Origin of the sequence: Mucilaginibacter sp. SJ, from assembly GCF_028993635.1 — a bacterium.
Taxonomy (GTDB): domain Bacteria; phylum Bacteroidota; class Bacteroidia; order Sphingobacteriales; family Sphingobacteriaceae; genus Mucilaginibacter.
This window is the reverse complement of the sequence record NZ_CP118631.1, coordinates 6,171,035-6,189,220: the sequence shown is the minus strand read 5'-3', so window position 1 is coordinate 6,189,220 and position 18,186 is coordinate 6,171,035. Positions and strand designations below refer to the sequence as shown.

The 18,186-nt window shown below is 41.9% G+C and carries 19 protein-coding genes; 8 read left to right on the top strand and 11 right to left on the bottom strand.

What is annotated here, in order from left to right:
* Positions 1-65: 65 nt before the first annotated feature.
* Together MusilaSJ_RS25440 and MusilaSJ_RS25435 are read right to left on the bottom strand one after the other, a co-directional pair.
* The gene (locus MusilaSJ_RS25440; RefSeq protein WP_274987562.1) at positions 66-887 is read right to left on the bottom strand and encodes an alpha/beta fold hydrolase; all 822 of its coding nucleotides are present in this window, start codon (positions 885-887) and stop codon (positions 66-68) included.
* A 5-nt stretch (positions 888-892) separates the two neighbouring features.
* Entirely contained in the window at positions 893-2,209 is a 1,317-nt protein-coding gene (locus tag MusilaSJ_RS25435; protein ID WP_274987561.1) for a gluconate:H+ symporter, read from the bottom strand.
* 361 nt (positions 2,210-2,570) lie between these two features.
* Here MusilaSJ_RS25435 and MusilaSJ_RS25430 point away from each other — a divergent pair, with 361 nt between their 5' ends.
* Together MusilaSJ_RS25430 and MusilaSJ_RS25425 are read left to right on the top strand one after the other, a co-directional pair.
* Entirely contained in the window at positions 2,571-2,927 is a 357-nt protein-coding gene (locus MusilaSJ_RS25430) for a response regulator (protein WP_274987560.1), read from the top strand.
* Positions 2,928-3,991: 1,064 nt separating this feature from the next.
* Complete coding sequence (locus MusilaSJ_RS25425) at positions 3,992-4,354, top strand: response regulator (protein WP_274987559.1); 363 nt, start codon at positions 3,992-3,994, stop codon at positions 4,352-4,354.
* Positions 4,355-4,432: 78 nt separating this feature from the next.
* On the opposite strand, the gene MusilaSJ_RS25420 is transcribed toward MusilaSJ_RS25425, so the two are convergent.
* From MusilaSJ_RS25420 to MusilaSJ_RS25410, 3 genes are all read right to left on the bottom strand, one after another.
* Complete coding sequence (locus tag MusilaSJ_RS25420; RefSeq protein ID WP_274987558.1) at positions 4,433-4,804, bottom strand: hypothetical protein; 372 nt, start codon at positions 4,802-4,804, stop codon at positions 4,433-4,435.
* A gap of 72 nt (positions 4,805-4,876) precedes the next feature.
* On the bottom strand, positions 4,877-5,383 hold the full coding sequence (locus tag MusilaSJ_RS25415; RefSeq protein WP_274987557.1) for a GbsR/MarR family transcriptional regulator: 507 nt from the start codon (positions 5,381-5,383) through the stop codon (positions 4,877-4,879).
* A gap of 204 nt (positions 5,384-5,587) precedes the next feature.
* Complete coding sequence (locus MusilaSJ_RS25410) at positions 5,588-6,253, bottom strand: O-methyltransferase (protein WP_274987556.1); 666 nt, start codon at positions 6,251-6,253, stop codon at positions 5,588-5,590.
* 68 nt (positions 6,254-6,321) lie between these two features.
* On the opposite strand from MusilaSJ_RS25410, the gene MusilaSJ_RS25405 reads away from it, so the two are divergent.
* From MusilaSJ_RS25405 to phnN, 3 genes are read left to right on the top strand one after another with little or no spacing between them, the layout of a single operon-like run.
* Positions 6,322-6,495 carry a hypothetical protein gene (locus tag MusilaSJ_RS25405; RefSeq protein ID WP_274987555.1) on the top strand — a complete coding sequence of 58 codons (174 nt, stop codon included), beginning with the start codon at positions 6,322-6,324 and terminating at the stop codon, positions 6,493-6,495.
* Between the two features lie 48 nt (positions 6,496-6,543).
* Positions 6,544-7,341 carry an endonuclease/exonuclease/phosphatase family protein gene (locus MusilaSJ_RS25400; RefSeq protein WP_274987554.1) on the top strand — a complete coding sequence of 266 codons (798 nt, stop codon included), beginning with the start codon at positions 6,544-6,546 and terminating at the stop codon, positions 7,339-7,341.
* A gap of 57 nt (positions 7,342-7,398) precedes the next feature.
* Positions 7,399-7,956 carry a phosphonate metabolism protein/1,5-bisphosphokinase (PRPP-forming) PhnN gene (gene phnN, locus MusilaSJ_RS25395; RefSeq protein ID WP_274987553.1) on the top strand — a complete coding sequence of 186 codons (558 nt, stop codon included), beginning with the start codon at positions 7,399-7,401 and terminating at the stop codon, positions 7,954-7,956.
* A 341-nt stretch (positions 7,957-8,297) separates the two neighbouring features.
* Here phnN and MusilaSJ_RS25390 read toward each other — a convergent pair whose 3' ends face one another.
* The 3 genes from MusilaSJ_RS25390 to MusilaSJ_RS25380 form a co-directional block, all read right to left on the bottom strand.
* Positions 8,298-9,722, bottom strand: a complete 1,425-nt coding sequence (locus tag MusilaSJ_RS25390; RefSeq protein WP_274987552.1) for a COG3014 family protein — start codon at positions 9,720-9,722, stop codon at positions 8,298-8,300.
* A 63-nt stretch (positions 9,723-9,785) separates the two neighbouring features.
* Entirely contained in the window at positions 9,786-10,379 is a 594-nt protein-coding gene (locus tag MusilaSJ_RS25385; RefSeq protein ID WP_090533063.1) for a penicillin-binding protein activator LpoB, read from the bottom strand.
* A 51-nt stretch (positions 10,380-10,430) separates the two neighbouring features.
* Positions 10,431-10,847 carry a hypothetical protein gene (locus tag MusilaSJ_RS25380; RefSeq protein ID WP_274987551.1) on the bottom strand — a complete coding sequence of 139 codons (417 nt, stop codon included), beginning with the start codon at positions 10,845-10,847 and terminating at the stop codon, positions 10,431-10,433.
* Positions 10,848-11,165: 318 nt separating this feature from the next.
* On the opposite strand from MusilaSJ_RS25380, the gene MusilaSJ_RS25375 reads away from it, so the two are divergent.
* A complete protein-coding gene (locus MusilaSJ_RS25375; RefSeq protein WP_274987550.1) occupies positions 11,166-11,651 on the top strand; it encodes a nuclear transport factor 2 family protein in 486 nt (161 codons plus the stop codon).
* 147 nt (positions 11,652-11,798) lie between these two features.
* On the opposite strand, the gene MusilaSJ_RS25370 is transcribed toward MusilaSJ_RS25375, so the two are convergent.
* Positions 11,799-13,433, bottom strand: a complete 1,635-nt coding sequence (locus MusilaSJ_RS25370) for an FMN-binding glutamate synthase family protein (RefSeq protein WP_274987549.1) — start codon at positions 13,431-13,433, stop codon at positions 11,799-11,801.
* 185 nt (positions 13,434-13,618) lie between these two features.
* Here MusilaSJ_RS25370 and MusilaSJ_RS25365 point away from each other — a divergent pair, with 185 nt between their 5' ends.
* Positions 13,619-14,161 (top strand): YceI family protein, encoded by a 543-nt coding sequence (locus MusilaSJ_RS25365; RefSeq protein ID WP_090533071.1) that lies wholly within the window; start codon positions 13,619-13,621, stop codon positions 14,159-14,161.
* 455 nt (positions 14,162-14,616) lie between these two features.
* Entirely contained in the window at positions 14,617-15,237 is a 621-nt protein-coding gene (locus MusilaSJ_RS25360; protein ID WP_090533076.1) for an L-threonylcarbamoyladenylate synthase, read from the top strand.
* Between the two features lie 258 nt (positions 15,238-15,495).
* Here MusilaSJ_RS25360 and trpA read toward each other — a convergent pair whose 3' ends face one another.
* Together trpA and MusilaSJ_RS25350 are read right to left on the bottom strand one after the other, a co-directional pair.
* Positions 15,496-16,266, bottom strand: coding sequence for a tryptophan synthase subunit alpha (trpA, locus tag MusilaSJ_RS25355; RefSeq protein ID WP_274987548.1), 771 nt, complete (start codon positions 16,264-16,266; stop codon positions 15,496-15,498).
* Between the two features lie 109 nt (positions 16,267-16,375).
* Positions 16,376-18,184: a bifunctional phosphoribosylanthranilate isomerase/tryptophan synthase subunit beta gene (locus MusilaSJ_RS25350; protein WP_274987547.1), complete on the bottom strand. Its 1,809-nt coding sequence runs from the start codon at positions 18,182-18,184 to the stop codon at positions 16,376-16,378.
* Between the last annotated feature and the right edge of the window lie 2 nt (positions 18,185-18,186).

Genomic DNA, 18,186 nt, shown 5'->3' with positions numbered 1-18,186 from the left:
AAATAGCAGACCGCTATCAAAAATAACAGCTCAAAAATTCAACAACTGAATATAAACTGACAATGTTATTTCAGGAAAGTCATTACAGCTTTTGAAAATTCGGCAGTGCGACTGGCGCTGTTATGATCGCCAGGAACGTGAACAAGCTTTGAGCCGGGAATGATTTTATGAAGGGCAACCTCGTCGCCGTTATCATGGTCTTCGATTCCGTCAATGAGCAGTACCGGGATTTTCACCCTGGCTAATTCCTGTTTGCTGGTTGATGGCTGCCACTTTTGCTGATAGGCTAAAGCAAGTTCATCAAAAGGGTTACTGTGGATATATTTGATCATCCCATCAACATCATGAAAGCTGGTATCGCCCATTAAAGCCTTATAAGCATGAATCCTTCGCGGCCATTCGGGGTTGGTATAAGCATCGCCCATGCCACCCATCACTGCCTTTTGAACCCGTTTATCCAACACAAACACGCGCGAAGTAATGATCGATCCGCGCGAATATCCAACAATATCATATCGCTTCAGCCCCAGGCTTGTAGCCAGGCCCATAATGTCTTTGGCTTCGGCATCGTTAGCATAACCCGCATCATCGTGGGGCTTGTCCGACAGTCCGTTGCCCCGCTGATCTAATATGATCACTTTATAACCAGCTGTTAACAGATCATTATAAAGCTGTCCTTTTTTCCAGCCTTCGCCCGTGCCCGAAAAACCATGTACCAGTATCACCGGGAAGCCATCGCCTTTTACTTCATAATGAATTTTAACACCATCAAACGAAGTATAATAGCTGCCCGGAGCAGTAACCGGCTGCGCTAACACACCATTGCCGGTAATCAGCATAAAAATTAACAGGGCTAAACCTACCGATAGTTTTTTAGTAACAAGCATATTTTTTATTTAACAAACAGGTTAATAACAGTTACTCCCGCAAGCCCTATAACAGAAACAAGCGTTTCCATTAACGACCATGATTTTATAGTATCCTTAATACTTAAATTAAAATACTCTTTATACAGCCAAAAACCCGAATCATTTACGTGCGAAAATGCCAGACTGCCGGCACCGATAGATAATACCATTAAATTAGGATTAATATGGTTTTGTAAAACCAGCGGCGCAACAATGCCCGCCGCTGTTAGTCCGGCAACTGTTGCCGAGCCTAAACTAACGCGGATAATAGCTGCTATCACCCAGCCTAATAACAGCGGCGGCAAATTGAACGATTGCAGTTGCGATGCTATCTGGCCGCTTACACCGCTGGCAGTTAAAACTTCTTTAAACGCGCCCGACCCTGCTATAATCAATAATATCAAGGCCACATCCTTCACCGCATCAGTAAAATTGCCCGCAAGCTGCCCCATGCTTTTACCTTGTTTTATACCTAAAGTATAAGTGGCAACCATAAGCGCTATCAGCATAACAATTGAGGGATCGCCAAGAAATGTGATAAACTTTGCTACACCCTGATCCTGTATGTTAAGGTATGGAAAAAACGCGGTAAGCATTAAAAGCAAAACCGGCAATAAAGCTGTAAAAAAGCTATTGAACGCGCCGGGCAATTTTTCGGCAGGTAATTCTTCAGCCCTGAAAGTAGCCAGCGGCTCCGACGGGATTTTTTTAAGGAATTGTGCAAACACCGGCCCTGCCAGTATAATAGCCGGAACCGCTATCATAAGCCCATAAATAAAGGTAGTTGCCATATTAGCATGAAACAAGGCCACTAATGCCGATGGCGATGGATGCGGGGGCAAAAAACCATGCGTTACCGATAGCGAGGCCAGCATAGGCAAACCTATATAAACAGCAGGCAGTTTATATTTATAAACTACCGAAAATATAAGCGGCACCATCAGCACAAAGCCAATACCATAAAACAGCGGAATGCCTATAATAAACCCGGCTGCAACAAGTGCCCATTGAATATATTTTTCGCCTACGGCGGCAACAAGTACACCCGCTATTTTTTGCGCGGCCCCGCTAACGGCAACCAGTTTGCCAAGCATAGCACCCAGGCAAATAATGATGAGCAGCTGACCTAAAATATCCCCCATGCCTTTTTGAATGGAGGCGGTTACCTTATTAATGGGTATGCCAAGCAACAAACCCGCAATTATCGAAACAATGAGGAAGGCAATAAAAGGGTTTATTTTTACCAGGCTCACCAGCAACACCAGTAAAACAATACAAAAAAAGATAGTTAGCAGTACCATTAAGTTATAGGTTATGTGTGGCCAGCGGGCGTGTAACCTGAGTATAGGGCACCTGCTGCTGCCAACTAAAGTAATAACAAAATTTGAGTTTAGGATTTTTATATGGTAAAAGCTTTGATAACCCGGCCTCAATCATCAATAAGCCTTTTAATGTTATCATTTGCACTTAAAAACAAGCGGTTTGTGTAACTAACATGTTGCTATTTATAACATTGTTTTATTAATTTTATAAAAAATAGTTTTAATTTTGCATTAAAGTTTTATCCGATTAAGATTAAACCCAAACCACTATTTTACGGGATATTGTAATTTTAACGCATACTTTAATACCTTTTCGGCATTTATTTCTTTAACTTTTATTATGGTAAAGCGTATTTTAGTATTGGATGACAATCAAGACATACTTGATATTGTTCATGAAACCCTTACTTATGAACAATTTGAAGTTAAAAGCACATCAATAAGCACCGATGTGCTTCCGCTGATTGAGAGCTTTGAACCGGATCTTGTTATACTCGATTACCGGGTAGCGGGTACCAATGGCGGCGAAATTTGCCGAAACATAAAAGTACATCCTAAATTTGGCAATACCCCTGTTATTATATTCTCGGCCTATGTGAATAATGAAAATGAGCTCATCAGCTACGGGTGCGACGCGATAATCAACAAACCATTTGATTTGACCGAACTTGTTGAAAAGGTTAATAACCTGCTTTAAAAAACGCGGTCCCACCCTCAACTGTCAATTTACCTCCCCCTTGCATTATCCATTTAACCTTTATTTCATTTTTTTCTTCTGCCAAACCGGGGTAATAATTATAAAAAAAGCAAAGAAAGCGCCTTAAAGCATTCAGCTTTACAAATACGGTACATTTTCAAGGTATAAATTGATTAATTATCAATACTTCAACAGTATAGTTAAAATATTAGCAATTATTTTAACTTTGTTTTGTAGGTTAATGCAAAACAATTAATTAAATACAATAAGCCCCTGATTGTATTATGGTACTATCAATAAACGAACACGAGAAAACGGAAGTAAAAAAGGCGCCGGTATGCCCAAGGTGTAAATCAGAGCTTGACAACCGCGTACCCAGAGGCTTTTTTGTGAAAAAAGTTTTGTTTTTTCTGCCTTTAAAGAGATACATGTGCTACAAATGCCAGCGCAAACGCTATGTACTACGATAATTAATTTCATAAAAAGAAATTAGCACTTACCTAAAAGTATTTTTCTTTTTTTTCTTCTTCACCAATAATATAGATATTGTATTTTGGCTGCCTGTTATTTTAAGTTTGTGGAAGAAAACGAAGCCAAGTCAAAAAAGAAATATTATTGTTCAAAATGCGGAAACCCTTACCACTTCCAGATGCGAAGAAATTGGTTTTTGAAAAATGTCCTGTTTTTTATACCGGTCAGGAAATATTTTTGCGCAAAGTGTAAAAAGTCGGCTCACGTTTTCATCAAATAATTTCAATTAACCAATTTTACTGGGTGTATTGATGCCCTATTACTTCAAAAAATGCAGGTAACCTGCGTTTATATCCCTCTTATACTGTTATTTTAAAACCCCGACCTTATTTGTATACAATAAAACTCCTGTTGTATATCGTCATAACTACAGAATTGCAGAGCCTTACTTATAAAACCGCATAAAATCCAAATTTGGATTAAGATAGTTACGCATAATACTTGGTATAAAAATTGCTTAACGTTCTCTGATATTGTATAAAGCCATATCGCCATTTATTTTTTTTGCTGATACATTTTTTAACAGATTACTTATGCGACGGATTTTAGCGGTGGACGACGACAAAGATATTTTAGAAATCATAAAATATATACTGGAAGATTCAGGCTATGAGGTTGATACCTTAACTGAAGGCAGAAATTTGTTTGACCGGATAAAGCAACATGAACCCGATTTAATTTTGCTTGACATTATGCTTGGCAATTTAGATGGCCGTGAACTTTGCAAGACCCTTAAAAACCAACAGGAAACTAAAAACATACCTGTTATATTAATTTCGGCAAGCCATAATCCGGGTACGCTCAGCCAGGGTTCGCCTGATGATTTTATAGCCAAGCCCTTTGATATTGATGTTTTGCTGAACAGTATAAACAGGCAGTTAAGAAGTGCCGCCTAATATACAGTACACGTCTTCGCAAAAAAACGGAGCAGGCAAATATTCGCCTACCCCGTCAAATCAAAACAAAACTGAAAACTAAGCATTTATAGTAAATGCATTTTCCCGTTTAGCGCGGTTACGCAGCTTAAAGAAAATGACAAGGTTTAGGAAATGCATACCGCCCAATATTAAAATTATCCAGCCCACTTTATAACTCAGTACTTCAACCACTACCTGCATACTGGCAATACTGCCATACTCCTTTAAGGCCAGGCTCATATAGCCTATATTTACCAGGTAAAAGCCTACTACAAGCAGCTTATTCACAGAATCGGCCAGTTCACTGTTGCCGTGAAAAATATCCACTAAAAATATACGCCCGTTTTTAAACAGCACTTTGGCCACCCATACTGTTAATGCTATGCTTGCCAACAGGTAAATAATATAGGTTAAAATAAAGTAGTTCATAATGTTAAAGATTTAGTTATTATTAATTATTTAGAATTTTCAATAAAAATTGAAAATTATTTGTAAAAAAATTTATTTAAATACTTTCAATATCGAACCAAAAAACCAGTTTTCTTCGGCCTTGAGCATGGTATCAAGTGTTTTGTTCACATTGTTAGCCAGTTTATTTATATCAGTAACCGTGGTTTTAAATGTTTTATAAGCCGGATCTTTTGCATCGCCATCCACCCCTGCCAGTTGATCAAGTATTTTAATGATAGGGGTAAGCTCGCGCTTTTTACGTTCTTCGGCAACACGGCGGGCAATAGTCCACACATCTTTTTCTGCGTAAAAAAACTCCTTACGCTCACCGGTTTTATGCTGCTTTTCAACCAGGCCCCAGTCAATCAGATCGCGCAGGGTCATATTGGCATTACCGCGTGATATGCTTAACTCGGCCATCACCTCTTCAGTAGTTAAAGCCTCCGGCGAGACCATCAGCAAAGCGTGTACCTGGGCCATGGTACGGTTAATCCCCCACTCCGACCCCAGCTTACCCCAGGCCTCAATGAACTTTAACTTTGCCTCTGCCAATTCCATGCACAAATATAAACAAGTTTTTAAACTTTCAAAAAAAAATGAAAATTTAGGTGAGAGGGCAATGCGCTTTCACTTGCTTTGTTTTAAAAAATGTAAAATAAATATGCACCACATTCTGTACGTCCAAACACAGCTGTAGCAAAGGGGCCAACGGTTTGCAGAGCACTCCGTTTACCGAAACAGCCCCGCCAAAGTGGTATTAAATTACTTCACAACAGCTATAGCCATGCCGTCATGTTCCTTGGTACCTACCGTTTGGATAATGGTGGCGGTTACCTGCGGGTTAGCAGCAAGCGCTTTATTAAAACGCTGCACCCCGCTAACGCGCTCATCATCACAGTTATCATCAAGTACTTTGCCTTCGCGGATCACGTTGTCCGCAACAATAAGGGTACCTGGCCTGGAAAGCTTAAGCGCCCATTCAAAGTATTCGGTATAAGGCGGTTTATCGGCATCAATAAAGATCATATCAAACGGGCCATCATCATCGGCATCAAGGGCTGCGAGGCTCTCCATGGCTCTGCCTACCTTAATTTCAACCACAGGGCCCAAACCGGCTTTGATGATATTCCGGCGGGCAACATCAGCATAAGCCTGCTCCAGTTCAAGCGTAATGAGCAAACCATCGGCAGGCAGCGCGCGGGCCAGCCAAATGGTACTGTAACCGCCAAGCGTACCTATTTCCAAAATCTTTTTTGCACCGCATAAACGGGCCAGTACCTGTAAAAATTTACCCTGGTTAGCCGACACATTGATGCCCGGAATACCGGCATCTTCCATAGATTTCAAAGTACCTTTCAGCACCGCGTCTTCATCCTCAAACAAATTACTTATATACCGATCAACCGATTCAAAAAGTGAAGTATCCATAACGCTAATTTTTTATTATGATAAAATTATACACGGGCTAAAAGCAAGACGCACAAAGCCTAAAGCTAATGAACTGGTTTAAATTTAAATTGCTATATGTGAAATTAATAGATTTTATAAACCTGTTTACCGAAAACACCTTGCCTCTTGCCACACTCAATTATAACTTTTATACTGTAGATTTTACATGGGTTAACCGGCAGACTCCTGATCAGCATCGCCAGGCCGATGTTATCAGCTAATAATTACCGAATGTTGATTGTATAATTTAGATTGCTGATATTGCCCGAGTGGAAAATGTTAAAATTGTCACCATAAATACATGGAAATGTGATGGTGAGTACCGGCTGCGCATGGGCATACTTGCCAAACAACTTAAACAACTAAAACCCCATGTTATAGCTTGCCAGGAATGTTTTTACAGCGAAGAGGCAAATGCCGATACCTTGAAGTTTTTGGCTGCCGAATTAAATATGCATTACTGTTTTTTACCCGGCCGATCAAAAAAACGCCTGTTTGAAGGCAGGATGGTTAAAAGTACATCGGGCCTGGGCATATTATCAGTTTACCCGGTTACCGAAACCGGGAGTTTTGATTTACCCGTAGTAGCTGAAGATAACGACCGTAAAGCGTTCCGGACAAACGTAAACCTGCCATCGGGAAAAACAGTTACTGTTACTACTACCCATCTTACACACCTGGGACAGCATAAAAGCCTAAAAAAAGCCCAGGCCGAAGCCCTTGCGGGTTTTGTTATTGAGGAAACCCCAAAGCCATACCACATTATTTGCGGCGACTTTAATGCCACACCAGATTCGGAAGCGGTGATGGCTTTCCGTGAATTATCTAAAGCTGCTGATTGTTATACCGAAGGCAACGGTACAGAGCCGAGATACAGCCTTACGGATGCCTATTACAAAGCCAACAAACAGGTATGTGTTGATCAGATCTTTACTTTGCCCTTACCTGGTACGGATAATTATCCGCGGTTTATTGATTCGGCAGTGGTATTAAATGTGCCTGATGAAGAAACCGGCTTATACCCGAGCGATCATTTCGGTATCACCACTACACTTTTAATCCCTTAGCCTACGTTATAATTAAAACAACCTGATACTTTCGCAATAAAGTTTTTGCACCCAATTATGAGCAAGTTATTTTATGTTATTGGCGCGTCCGGCGCCGGCAAAGATACCCTGATGAATTACGCCCGTACCCGAATAAACGGATCGGAAAATGTGGTATTTGCGCACCGGTATATTACCCGTCCGCCATTTTCGGGTAATGAGAATCACGTTAGCTTAACCAATGAGGAATTCGCATTGAGGAGCAAAGCCGGTATGTTTGCTTTAAGCTGGGGGAGCCATGATAAATACTATGGCATAGGGCAGGAAATAAACAGCTGGCTTAATAAAGGCTTTAATGTGGTAGTTAATGGCTCGCGCGAATACCTGCCTGTTGCACAGCGGCTCTACCCCGATCTGATAGTAATATTAGTAACTGCGAGCCCCGAAGTTATTGTAAGTCGCCTGGTTGGGCGCGGACGAGAAAACGCTAAAGAAATAGCCAATCGTATAGCCCGCACTGTCGAACTCAATACCAATCTCGAAAACTGCATCGAAATACAGAATGACGGCGCTGTTGAACTTGCCGGGAACCAACTGGTAAACCTCATCTCGGTAACGGAAAAACAACTGGCTTAAACCTGCTTTACGAAGCCTCGAGAGCGGATCAAATAATCTCTGCCCGGTTTGGCATTCTTATATGTGGATGAAAACTATTGATGGTTCAATACTCCGAACGCGAGATTACTGCGCTGTTAATTGCAATAGATATTTTAGTTTTTTTGAACGCGACTCATAAAACACTGAAATATACTGAAAAAGGGGTATTTCAAGGAGAAAATATTAAAGTTATTTTTAAAAAATATTTAGAAAAGTATTTAAATATTGAACCTAAACCCTATCAATATATAACTTAGCCATCTGCCCTGAACAGCAAATGGCTTTTTTGTTTATATACAAATCTCAATAATTGTTGCCAGCTATCGCAAGGTAGCATAATTATAAAACTGCAACCTGCCATTCCCCTGGATGGTAATGGTTTTGGTTTCAGTTGCGCCCTGGGCATTTTTGAGGGTAACACGTACCTGGTTATCTCCTTTTTGCAAAGGGATCCGTGCATAAGAAATATAAGCAGGCAAGCTTTGCCAGTTACGGGTATCGGCTTTTTCAGATAGTAAGCTGTAAAGCTGAATGCCATAACCAAGTCCTTCTAATAACCCGTTGGTTTTGCCATCACTTTTGGCAGCAGCACGTATCGAATATTCGGCTATCTTCTTCACCGCAAGGCGCGACAGGATCCCGCTCATCTCTTTTAATGCACGCTGCTGCAAAGTTTTAAATGCCAGCTCATTAATATCTTCAGCTTTTACCAATGACGCATCCTGGTTATTAACCGAAATACTTGCGCTTGAATAATATGGTGTTTGCGCAACATATTTAGGAAATGCGACCCGTAGACTTTCAACCGACTTGGTGTTTACCCTGTTCCTGTCACCGTCGTAATTAAAGGGAATTACCAGGCCTCCGGCAGCATCCGTAAAAAACAAGTCGCCGTTGCTATTACGGATCAGGCTAAAAAACAGGTCGACCTGCGTTTTTACCGGGGCAAGGCCGTTCTCCCAAAAAAATATCAGCTCACCGCCTTCCGATGGTTTTACAGGTTCATATTTAATGCCAAAGGTTGTTTCAAACTGGTCAGCTTCAGTTGTGAAGCCGTTTAGCTTGGCCGTGCGGATCACGTCTTCTTCCAGTTCAACGGGCATCGGGGTACCGTAATAAGTTTTATCAGGACTTTTAAGATAGATCTCCGCCGCGTTCCTGTATGATATAAATGCATTGTTTACATCGTTGTTGCTTTCATACAACATCCCCTGCAACGTCAGCGAAAACGCGTCGTTTGAGTAACGGCTGTCTTTATTGTTATACTTATCGCCCTGTTCCTGAGCCTGTAGAGTAATACGACGGGCTTCAACAATAGCATCCTCTGTTTTATTCAGGTACAAATAATTGAGCGCCTTATAATAATGGATCATGAACTTTTCAAAATCCTCTCCTTTATACCTTTGCGATGCTGAATTAAGCAAAACGCCAACAGCGGCGTCAGACGCGCTGGTCAAACCTTCATCAAGCAACTGATCGGCCTGGTTAAAGTAGTTGTTACTATTTTCGTACTCGCCTTTCAAATGGCAGATCCTCCCCTTCTCCATCAGGTAAAGGAGCTTATTTCGGGGCTTTTGAATGAGGCTGTTATTATCGAGCTCCTTCTCGGCCTGGGGATAATTACCGGCCGATACATTTTTATAATAAGGCGCAACGCTTTGATTATAGGTTGAACACGCCGATAAAAAAAGCATCAGCCCGATAAAAGAAAATACCCGGAGAATATGCGTACGTAAGTTGATCATTATTAAATGCAAACTGCCCCGAACACGGGCGTACCATGTTCAGGGCAATGATGTTTACCAGCTTTAGTTTTTAACGTATTTGGCAATTTTCTTTTCGCCTATCCAAACCACTTCATTTGTTTGAATGTTGGTAAGCTCCAGATTTACCTGGTAGTAAACAACTTTTTGGCGTTTATGCGAATCAACTATTGAATTGATTGAACCCTGCAGTATATAATCGGCACCATTTTCCAGGCCAAATTTTTTCATGCTTGATACCGTAGCGTTTGTTTGCTGATCGGCCTTTTCGGCGCGTAACTCATCACGTTTTTTACCGCCCTGCACTAAACGTACTTTTTGCGATTGGATGAATGAGCTCTCAATATCGGTTAAGAATGTTTCGGCATCGATATGCTCGTGGCTTTTATTTTGTACAAAGCCAACTATAACTACCGGGCGTTTACCCTGGTGCTCGTTAAGGTGAGTATCTATCCAGTTAGCACCTAAAATTTTGCCGGTAAGCTCATCGGCTGCCATTCGTGCGTCACTGTTATTCCAGTTGCCGCTAACATCAATAGTTTGATCCGTGCTAACGCGTGTAACCTGCCTTGAACATGAGGCTATAAAAATCCCTGAAACTGCTATTGCAGCAACTGTTAAAATCCTGTTAAATTTCATTTGTAGTATATTATAAATTATGATGTGTTAGATTGATTGCCGCTTAATTTGTTACCAGCCAAAACCGATACCGATGCTTGTACGGCCACCCCAGCGGCCACCATAATAGCCGCCCCAGCGATTGCCCCATCCATAGTTTAAAAATGGAGAATAAGAGTAGCCGCCATATAAGCCCCATGACGGTGAATAATCATAATATCCGTTCATGCGTTCCTCATGCCGCCACGCGCGGTTTTGACGGCGGCGTTCCAGTTTGGCTTCATACCAATCGTAAGCTTTGTAAGTATTTTGTATGGTTACCCCGTGCAGGCTGTTCAGGGTATCGGCAACCCTGATATATTTTGCCTGGCTTTCCATGTAGCGTGGATTTTGATCGGCAACCAGCGATGCTGTTTCCTGGGCTTTTAGGGCGCCGCTAAACAAACCGCCTAAAAGCATCAAGCCTATCATAAAGATATTCCTTTTCATTGCGCTTAATTTAATAAGTAAAGTTACGTAAAATGCAGTCCAAATATTACACCGGCGCCGGGCATAAACCGTTAAATTATGTTAATCGGGAGCATTTTTACTTAATTATGAATTGCAGTAGCATTATACAGTTTTTTTCACCATGAAAATGGTCGGTACTACTGTCACTATCGGCCATGGTGGCGCGTCATGATGATATATTTAATACATTTATATAAAGCTAAAAACTGAACGCACAAAGCCGAAAACTTAACATTCTGTTTATTAACATTATATAATTATTTTATGTGAATTAATTATTAGACGCTCTATCATATCATGAAAAAATCAACCTATACCCTGTTCATTATTGGCTTTGCTGCGATACTGTCTGCCTCGGTTGCCAACGCGCAAACCAAGGCGTTTAAACCAAAAGACCAGCAGTTATTTAACACCATCGCACACATGGATAGTGTAATGTTCAACGCCTTTAACAGCCGTAATTTAGAAGTGATGAAAACGCTGTTTGCGCCCGATGTTGAATTCTATAACGATGGTAAGGGCGTAACTGGTTATGACGGCACCATGGCCGGCTTTAAAGGAATTTTCGAGAACAAACAAGCCGCCGACCTGCGCCGCGACCTGCTTAAAGAAACGCTTGAGGTTTACCCCATGCCCGGCTTTGGCGCTATTGAAATGGGTACACATCGTTTCACACATACCGAAAACGGACAACCAGTAATCGGCCTGATGAAATTTGTACACATTTGGCAGTATAAGGATGGGCTGTGGAAAGTGACAAGGGTGGTGAGTGTCGGACATTAGTTATGCTAACAGATCCGTTAAGAGTTTTCAATTCCCCTCTCAAGCGCAGGGCTGTTGAATTTAACTATAGCCGGTTAAAGCGTTCGTGCTTAAAGCTGCAATTGCACCGTTTTTAATTAACCTCTGATCATCAACCTTAAAATTTCTTCAATACGAACTCACATTGCTGTAGTCAACATTTGTAATCCCGCTATAATCAGGCACAAACGTATTTTCGCTGCTGATGGCCATGTCAAACTCAAACGATGCCGGATAAGGTGTATTTAACAAACTGCCTTTGGGGATGTAAGGGAACAGCTCGCCATAAGTGAGGATCTGGCTGTGGTTAACACGGCGATAAATATACATGCGGTGCAGGTCGCACGGTTTGCTTAAACCCGCGGCACCTATCATCTGAATGGCGCTGCTCACCGTTTGCCGGTGGAAATTAGCCACACGTACTTTTTTATCATCCACTACCAGGCCCTTCATCAGGCTTTTATCCTGTGTGGCCACGCCGGTAGGGCAGGTATTGCTGTTACACTCAAGCGCCTGGATACATCCCAGGGCGAACATCATGCCACGGGCGCTGTTACACATATCGGCACCGAGGGCAAAATTTTTGACCAGGTCAAAACCCGTGGCTACTTTTCCCGATGCTATAAGCTTGATATGTTTTTTAAGATCGAACCCGGTCAGCGCGTCATAAACAAAAGCCAAAGCCTCGCGCAGCGGCATCCCTACCGAGTTACTGAACTCAAGCGGGGCAGCGCCGGTGCCGCCTTCGCCCCCATCAACAGTAATAAAATCGGGAGTAATGCCTGTTTTGACCATAGCCTTGCAAATAGCTAAAAACTCGCTTTTATGACCAACGCACAATTTAAACCCGACTGGCTTGCCGCCTGAAAGATCCCGAAGCTTTTGAATAAATACCATCAGCTCCAATGGATTGGTGAACGCGGTATGGTACGGTGGCGAAACCACATCCTTCCCCATCTCCACCAGCCTGATCCGCGCAATTTCAGGTGTTACCTTGGCAGCGGGCAATATCCCCCCATGACCAGGCTTTGCTCCTTGCGACAGCTTGATCTCGATCATTTTCACTTGTGGAAGCACTGCGCGTTCGGCAAAGGCATCGTAGTTCATAGTACCATCCTTATGGCGGCAACTGAAATAGCCGGTGCCTATTTGCCAAATGATATCGCCGCCTGGTTGCAAGTGGTAATCGCTTAATCCCCCCTCGCCGGTGTTATGGGCAAAGTTATCCAGTTTTGCACCGCCGTTAAGGGCCAGTATGGCGTTCATACTCAACGAACCAAAGCTCATAGCCGAAATATTGAATACGCTGGCCATATAAGGCTGCGTACAGGCCGCCCCGCCGACCTTTACACGGGGATCCATATTTAATTTATGGTGATCAATTGCCGCTATGCTATGGTTAAGCCATTCGTAGCCATTATCATAAACATCAAGCTCGGTACCAAAGGGACGGGTGTCATCAACTTTTTTGGCTCGCTGGTAAATTACACTCCTGTTTTGACGGTTAAAAGGCGTACCGTTGGTATCGCTTTCAATAAAGTACTGGTATATTTTAGGCCTAAGTTCTTCCATCAAATACCTCAGGTGGCCAAACACCGGGTAATTACGCACAATACTGTGTTTGGGCTGTACCATATCATAAAAGCCGATAAGATATACAGGCCCCATGAACAGAAACGACCATGCAGCGGGTGGCCAGATGACAGTCCACAAAGCAAGCATACTGAATATGATAAAGAACGAAACAACGAAGAGCTTTCTCATGGATAGTTAATTTTATATGAAGCGGCTATTAAGTTTGATAAAAATAGATTTATAATTTAAACAATAGGGCAAATTTGTGGTTAAGAAACTTACTCAATGTCGTTTTAAAGTCACAAAGTAAAAATACATGTTTAAACATCTATTTTTGTACTTATCTTTGTATCAACAAAAAAGAAATAAAAATCATGGCAACAGAAACAGCAACAAAATGGGTTATTGACCCTATGCACTCAGAAGTACAATTTAAAGTTAAACACCTGGTTATTTCAACCGTGAGTGGTTTTTTCAAAAGCTTTAACGGTGAGTTATTAACTGATAATGATGATTTTGAAAATGCTGAAATTGATTTCTCTTTAGATATCAACAGCATTGATACCAACCAGACACAACGCGACGAGCACTTGAAATCGGCCGAATTTTTTGACGCCGAAAAATATCCTCAGATCACTTTCAAATCAACTTCATTCACCAAAACTGATGATGAAGAATATGAATTGAAAGGCAACCTTACCATTAAAGATCAAACCAAACCGGTAACGCTCGACGTAGAATTTGGTGGTTCGGCTGCCGACTTTTATGGCAATACCAAAGCTGGTTTCGAAATCAGCGGTAAAATTAACCGTAAAGATTTCGGTTTAACCTGGGACGGCGTAACTGAAGCCGGTTCAATTGTAGTTGGCGAAGACATTAAATTGTTAATCAACATACAGTTCACTAAACAAGCTTAATTGTTTTAATACTGTTGCTGTGTTTTAACTTTTAAAATGCCGCTGTTGTTAAAGGATCCAAACAACACGGCATTATTGAAGCAGCAAGCAGGTTAAATTCAAATAACAAAGCCATTCGTTTAACGCGAATGGCTTTTTGGGTTTTTAACGATCTTTAAATACAGCAAGATTATTCGAAAAGCATCGCTTTTATTACAGGTGGCACCTACGGAGCCATAAATTGATCTATTATTTTGCTACAAACACGATACTCCCACGGAGTGTTAAAAACTTAACAAAGCACTCCGTAGGAGTATCGTGTTTGTAGGTGATAAGATAAAACAATGCTGGCTCCGTAGGTGCCTCCTATCTACTATCTGAAATTCCACCGTGTCTCTTCGATCATAATAACGTGATTTAAAGCACGTTTTGCCGCTGTTTTTAAACCAAGTAGCGCTATATTTGTTCTTATACTTATGCTAATTAAAATATATCCCGAAAACCCTAATCCAAAGGCTATTGAGCAGGTGGTTGAGGTGTTAAAAAAAGGCGGCCTGATTATATACCCCACCGATACCATTTATGGTTTGGGCTGCGATATTACCAACCACCGTGCTATTGAAGCCATTTGTAAGATCAGGAATATCAAACCCGAAAAGGCCAACTTCTCATTCATTTGCTATGATCTGAGCCATATTTCTGATTACATCAAACCGATTGACAATACTACTTTCCGCGTACTAAAAAAGGCGTTGCCGGGGCCATTTACATTCATATTCAATGCCAGTCATATGGTTCCCAAAATGCTCAGCTCCAACAAAAAAACGGTTGGTATCAGGGTGCCCGACAATAATATAGCCCGCGAAATTGTGCGTGTGTTAGGTAATCCGATACTTTCTACATCTATCAGGGATGACGACGATATTATCGAGTACTCAACCGATCCGGAGCTGATCCACGAAAAATATGAAGACCTGGTGGATATTGTAATTGATGGCGGTTATGGCGACAACATCCCATCAACCATAGTTGATTGCACTACCGGCGACTTTGATATTGTTCGTGAAGGTAAAGGCGATTTGGAGTTGTATTTGTAGAAAAGCCTTAAATATTACAGGGCATTGCACTACTATGTGAACACATCTTTAACTAAAAGAAAATGTCATTTCGATTGAGCAGCTGGGCATCGGCGCTGGGGCGAAAGAGAAATCTCCTACGCCCTGTAGAGCCGTACACATGTTTTAGATCAAGGCGTATAAGATTTCTCCTCCCCCCTTCACACATTTTCCACAACCGGTTCGTCGAAATGACATTCGGTTTTATTCATTAATATTCATCGACCGGTGTATATTTTTTTACGGCCTTATCCCCCTCACAAATCCATCAATCTTATCCATATAACCTTCCTCGCCTAAAAGCTTCACAAATTTGCTTCCTATAATTGCCCCATTGGCATAATTACATGCTTTGGCAAAGCTGCTGCTATCGGTAATACCAAAACCAATAATGGTTGGATTCTTTAGCTTCATCGCGGTAATGCGTTTGTAATATTCTTCAACGCTATCACTCAGTTTCAGGTTATAGCCCGTTATTGTTGATGACGACAGCAGGTAGATAAAGCTGTTGCTCAGTTCATCAATTTTGCGGATGCGCTCTTCAGATGTTTGCGGAGTTACCAGGAATATGTTGCTCAGGCCGTTATCGATAAAATATGACGAGTACATTTTTTCATATTCATAGATCGGCAGATCGGGTACAATAATGCCGTCAACACCTACTTCGGCAGCTTTTTTACAAAACCGTTCAACACCATACTGTGCAATGGGATTAAAATAGCCCATAAGCAAAATAGGAATACTTACCCTGCTGCGTAGTTCGGCAAGCTCTTCAAACAAAACTTTAAGGCTCATGCCATTTTCCAGAGCACACTCTGAACTATGCTGAATAGTTGGGCCATCAGCCACCGGATCAGAATAAGGGAAACCGATCTCCAGGAAATCGGCACCTGATTTTTCAAGGGCTTCGGCAATATCAACTGTAGTGTTCAGCGCTGGGTAACCGGCGGTAAAGTATATAGATAACAGGTTATTGTTTTTTGATGCAAAAAGTTTGTTTAAACGGTTCATTGTATTTTATTTGTCTATGGACGATAGACCATAGTCCATGGTTTTATTTTTTATTGTTGATTTTTTTCACGGATCAGCTATGGTCTATGGACCATCAACTATGAACCAATTAGTACCCGAAATAATTAATATACGTATCCAGGTCCTTATCTCCCCTGCCCGAAATGCAGATCACCACATTATCGTTGGCCTCAAACTTCATTTTCTCTAACTGGGCCAAAGCATGGGCTGTTTCAATAGCCGGGATAATCCCTTCCAGCTGACAGCAAAGTAAACCTGCCTGCAAAGCCTCCTCATCGGTAATACTTACATATTGCCCGCGGCCGGTTTTAAACAAATGTGCGTGCTGCGGCCCTATACCCGGATAATCCAGTCCCGCCGAAATTGAATAAGGCTCAACCACCTGTCCGTCTTCGGTTTGCATCAATATGGTACGGCTGCCATGCAGCACCCCTTCATCGCCCAAAGCTGTTGTGGCGGCCGATTCACCACTATTTACGCCTTTACCTGCCGCTTCAACAGCAACCAGTTTTACAGCCTCATCCTCTATAAAATGATAAAACATCCCCATAGCGTTGCTGCCCCCGCCTACACAAGCCATCACATATTGCGGTAACTCCTTGCCGGTTTGCTCAAGCAACTGGGCCTTTGTTTCCTGCGATATGATAGCCTGAAAACGGGCCACAATATCCGGATAAGGATACGGGCCAACTACAGAACCGATGATATAATGTGTATCAACCGGGTTGCCTATCCAATCGCGCAGGGCCTCGTTGGTAGCGTCTTTAAGTGTTTTACTGCCAGATGTGGCGGGTACAACCTTAGCGCCAAGCATTTTCATACGGGCCACGTTTGGCGCCTGCCTCACCATGTCAATTTCGCCCATGTACACAACGCATTCAATATTCATGAGCGCGCATACGGTAGCGGTTGCCACCCCATGCTGGCCTGCGCCGGTTTCGGCAATGATACGCTTTTTGCCCAGCCGTTTTGCTAACAGGATTTGCCCTATGGCGTTATTGATCTTATGCGAGCCGGTATGGTTGAGGTCTTCGCGTTTAAAGAAGATGTTAGCGCCATATTTCTCCGAATACCTTTTGGCATGATACAATGGAGAAGGCCGGCCGACGTAGTTTTTAAGCAGATCGTCAAACTCGGCTTTAAAATCATCATCATTTATGATATTAAGGTATTGCTCCCTTAATTCCTCTACGTTAGGATATAACATTTCGGGGATATATGCTCCCCCAAAATCGCCATAATAACCTTGTTCGTTAACTCCGTATTTCATTTGTTGTGTTTTATTTTTGATGATTTTAAATGCCTCTTTTAATTTTTCGATATTCTTTAAACCCGGCTCAATTTCAAACCTGCTGTTAAGGTCAACCCCATAAAATTGAGGGTGTGTGATGTTTTTAACCTCTTTTATATTTTCAAGCCCCACCCCTCCTGATAAAAAGAAGGGAATGTCCAGTTTGTATTGGTCAAGGATGGCCCAGTCAAAAGTTTTACCCGAGCCGCCGTATTCCTTTGTTTTGGTATCGAACAGGAAAAGATCAATATTGTTGGCATAATCTTTTAACTGTTCAAAATCAAAATCTTCGTTAATACCAAAAGCTTTGATCACGGTTACCCTACCTTTAAAAGCAGCGCAAAATTCCGGACTTTCATCGCCATGCAGCTGAACCGCGTTAAAGCCATATTCAGTGACCAGGCGATCAATATTTTCAGAGCTTTCATTTACGAAAACACCCGTTTTTTGGATAGAGGCGGGTATAGTTTGCAACGCATCTGTCGCCAGGTTTGCCATATAGCGTGGCGATTTGCCATATAAAATAAAGCCTACATAGTCGGGCTGTAAAGCAGCAACCGCATTAATATTTTCAGGATGTTTTAAACCGCAAACCTTTATTTTCATGC

Coding starts and splice junctions, on each gene's coding strand:
- MusilaSJ_RS25375 (WP_274987550.1), top strand. CDS start 11,166: ATGAAAAAATCAACCTATACCCTGTTCATTATTGGCTTTGCTGCGATA.
- MusilaSJ_RS25350 (WP_274987547.1), bottom strand. CDS start 18,184: ATGAAAATAAAGGTTTGCGGTTTAAAACATCCTGAAAATATTAATGCG.
- phnN (WP_274987553.1), top strand. CDS start 7,399: ATGAGCAAGTTATTTTATGTTATTGGCGCGTCCGGCGCCGGCAAAGAT.
- MusilaSJ_RS25425 (WP_274987559.1), top strand. CDS start 3,992: ATGCGACGGATTTTAGCGGTGGACGACGACAAAGATATTTTAGAAATC.
- MusilaSJ_RS25440 (WP_274987562.1), bottom strand. CDS start 887: ATGCTTGTTACTAAAAAACTATCGGTAGGTTTAGCCCTGTTAATTTTT.
- MusilaSJ_RS25370 (WP_274987549.1), bottom strand. CDS start 13,433: ATGAGAAAGCTCTTCGTTGTTTCGTTCTTTATCATATTCAGTATGCTT.
- MusilaSJ_RS25380 (WP_274987551.1), bottom strand. CDS start 10,847: ATGAAAAGGAATATCTTTATGATAGGCTTGATGCTTTTAGGCGGTTTG.
- MusilaSJ_RS25405 (WP_274987555.1), top strand. CDS start 6,322: ATGAACTGGTTTAAATTTAAATTGCTATATGTGAAATTAATAGATTTT.
- MusilaSJ_RS25435 (WP_274987561.1), bottom strand. CDS start 2,209: ATGGTACTGCTAACTATCTTTTTTTGTATTGTTTTACTGGTGTTGCTG.
- MusilaSJ_RS25390 (WP_274987552.1), bottom strand. CDS start 9,722: ATGATCAACTTACGTACGCATATTCTCCGGGTATTTTCTTTTATCGGG.
- MusilaSJ_RS25430 (WP_274987560.1), top strand. CDS start 2,571: ATGGTAAAGCGTATTTTAGTATTGGATGACAATCAAGACATACTTGAT.
- trpA (WP_274987548.1), bottom strand. CDS start 16,266: ATGAACCGTTTAAACAAACTTTTTGCATCAAAAAACAATAACCTGTTA.
- MusilaSJ_RS25365 (WP_090533071.1), top strand. CDS start 13,619: ATGGCAACAGAAACAGCAACAAAATGGGTTATTGACCCTATGCACTCA.
- MusilaSJ_RS25420 (WP_274987558.1), bottom strand. CDS start 4,804: ATGAACTACTTTATTTTAACCTATATTATTTACCTGTTGGCAAGCATA.
- MusilaSJ_RS25360 (WP_090533076.1), top strand. CDS start 14,617: ATGCTAATTAAAATATATCCCGAAAACCCTAATCCAAAGGCTATTGAG.
- MusilaSJ_RS25410 (WP_274987556.1), bottom strand. CDS start 6,253: ATGGATACTTCACTTTTTGAATCGGTTGATCGGTATATAAGTAATTTG.
- MusilaSJ_RS25415 (WP_274987557.1), bottom strand. CDS start 5,383: ATGGAATTGGCAGAGGCAAAGTTAAAGTTCATTGAGGCCTGGGGTAAG.
- MusilaSJ_RS25385 (WP_090533063.1), bottom strand. CDS start 10,379: ATGAAATTTAACAGGATTTTAACAGTTGCTGCAATAGCAGTTTCAGGG.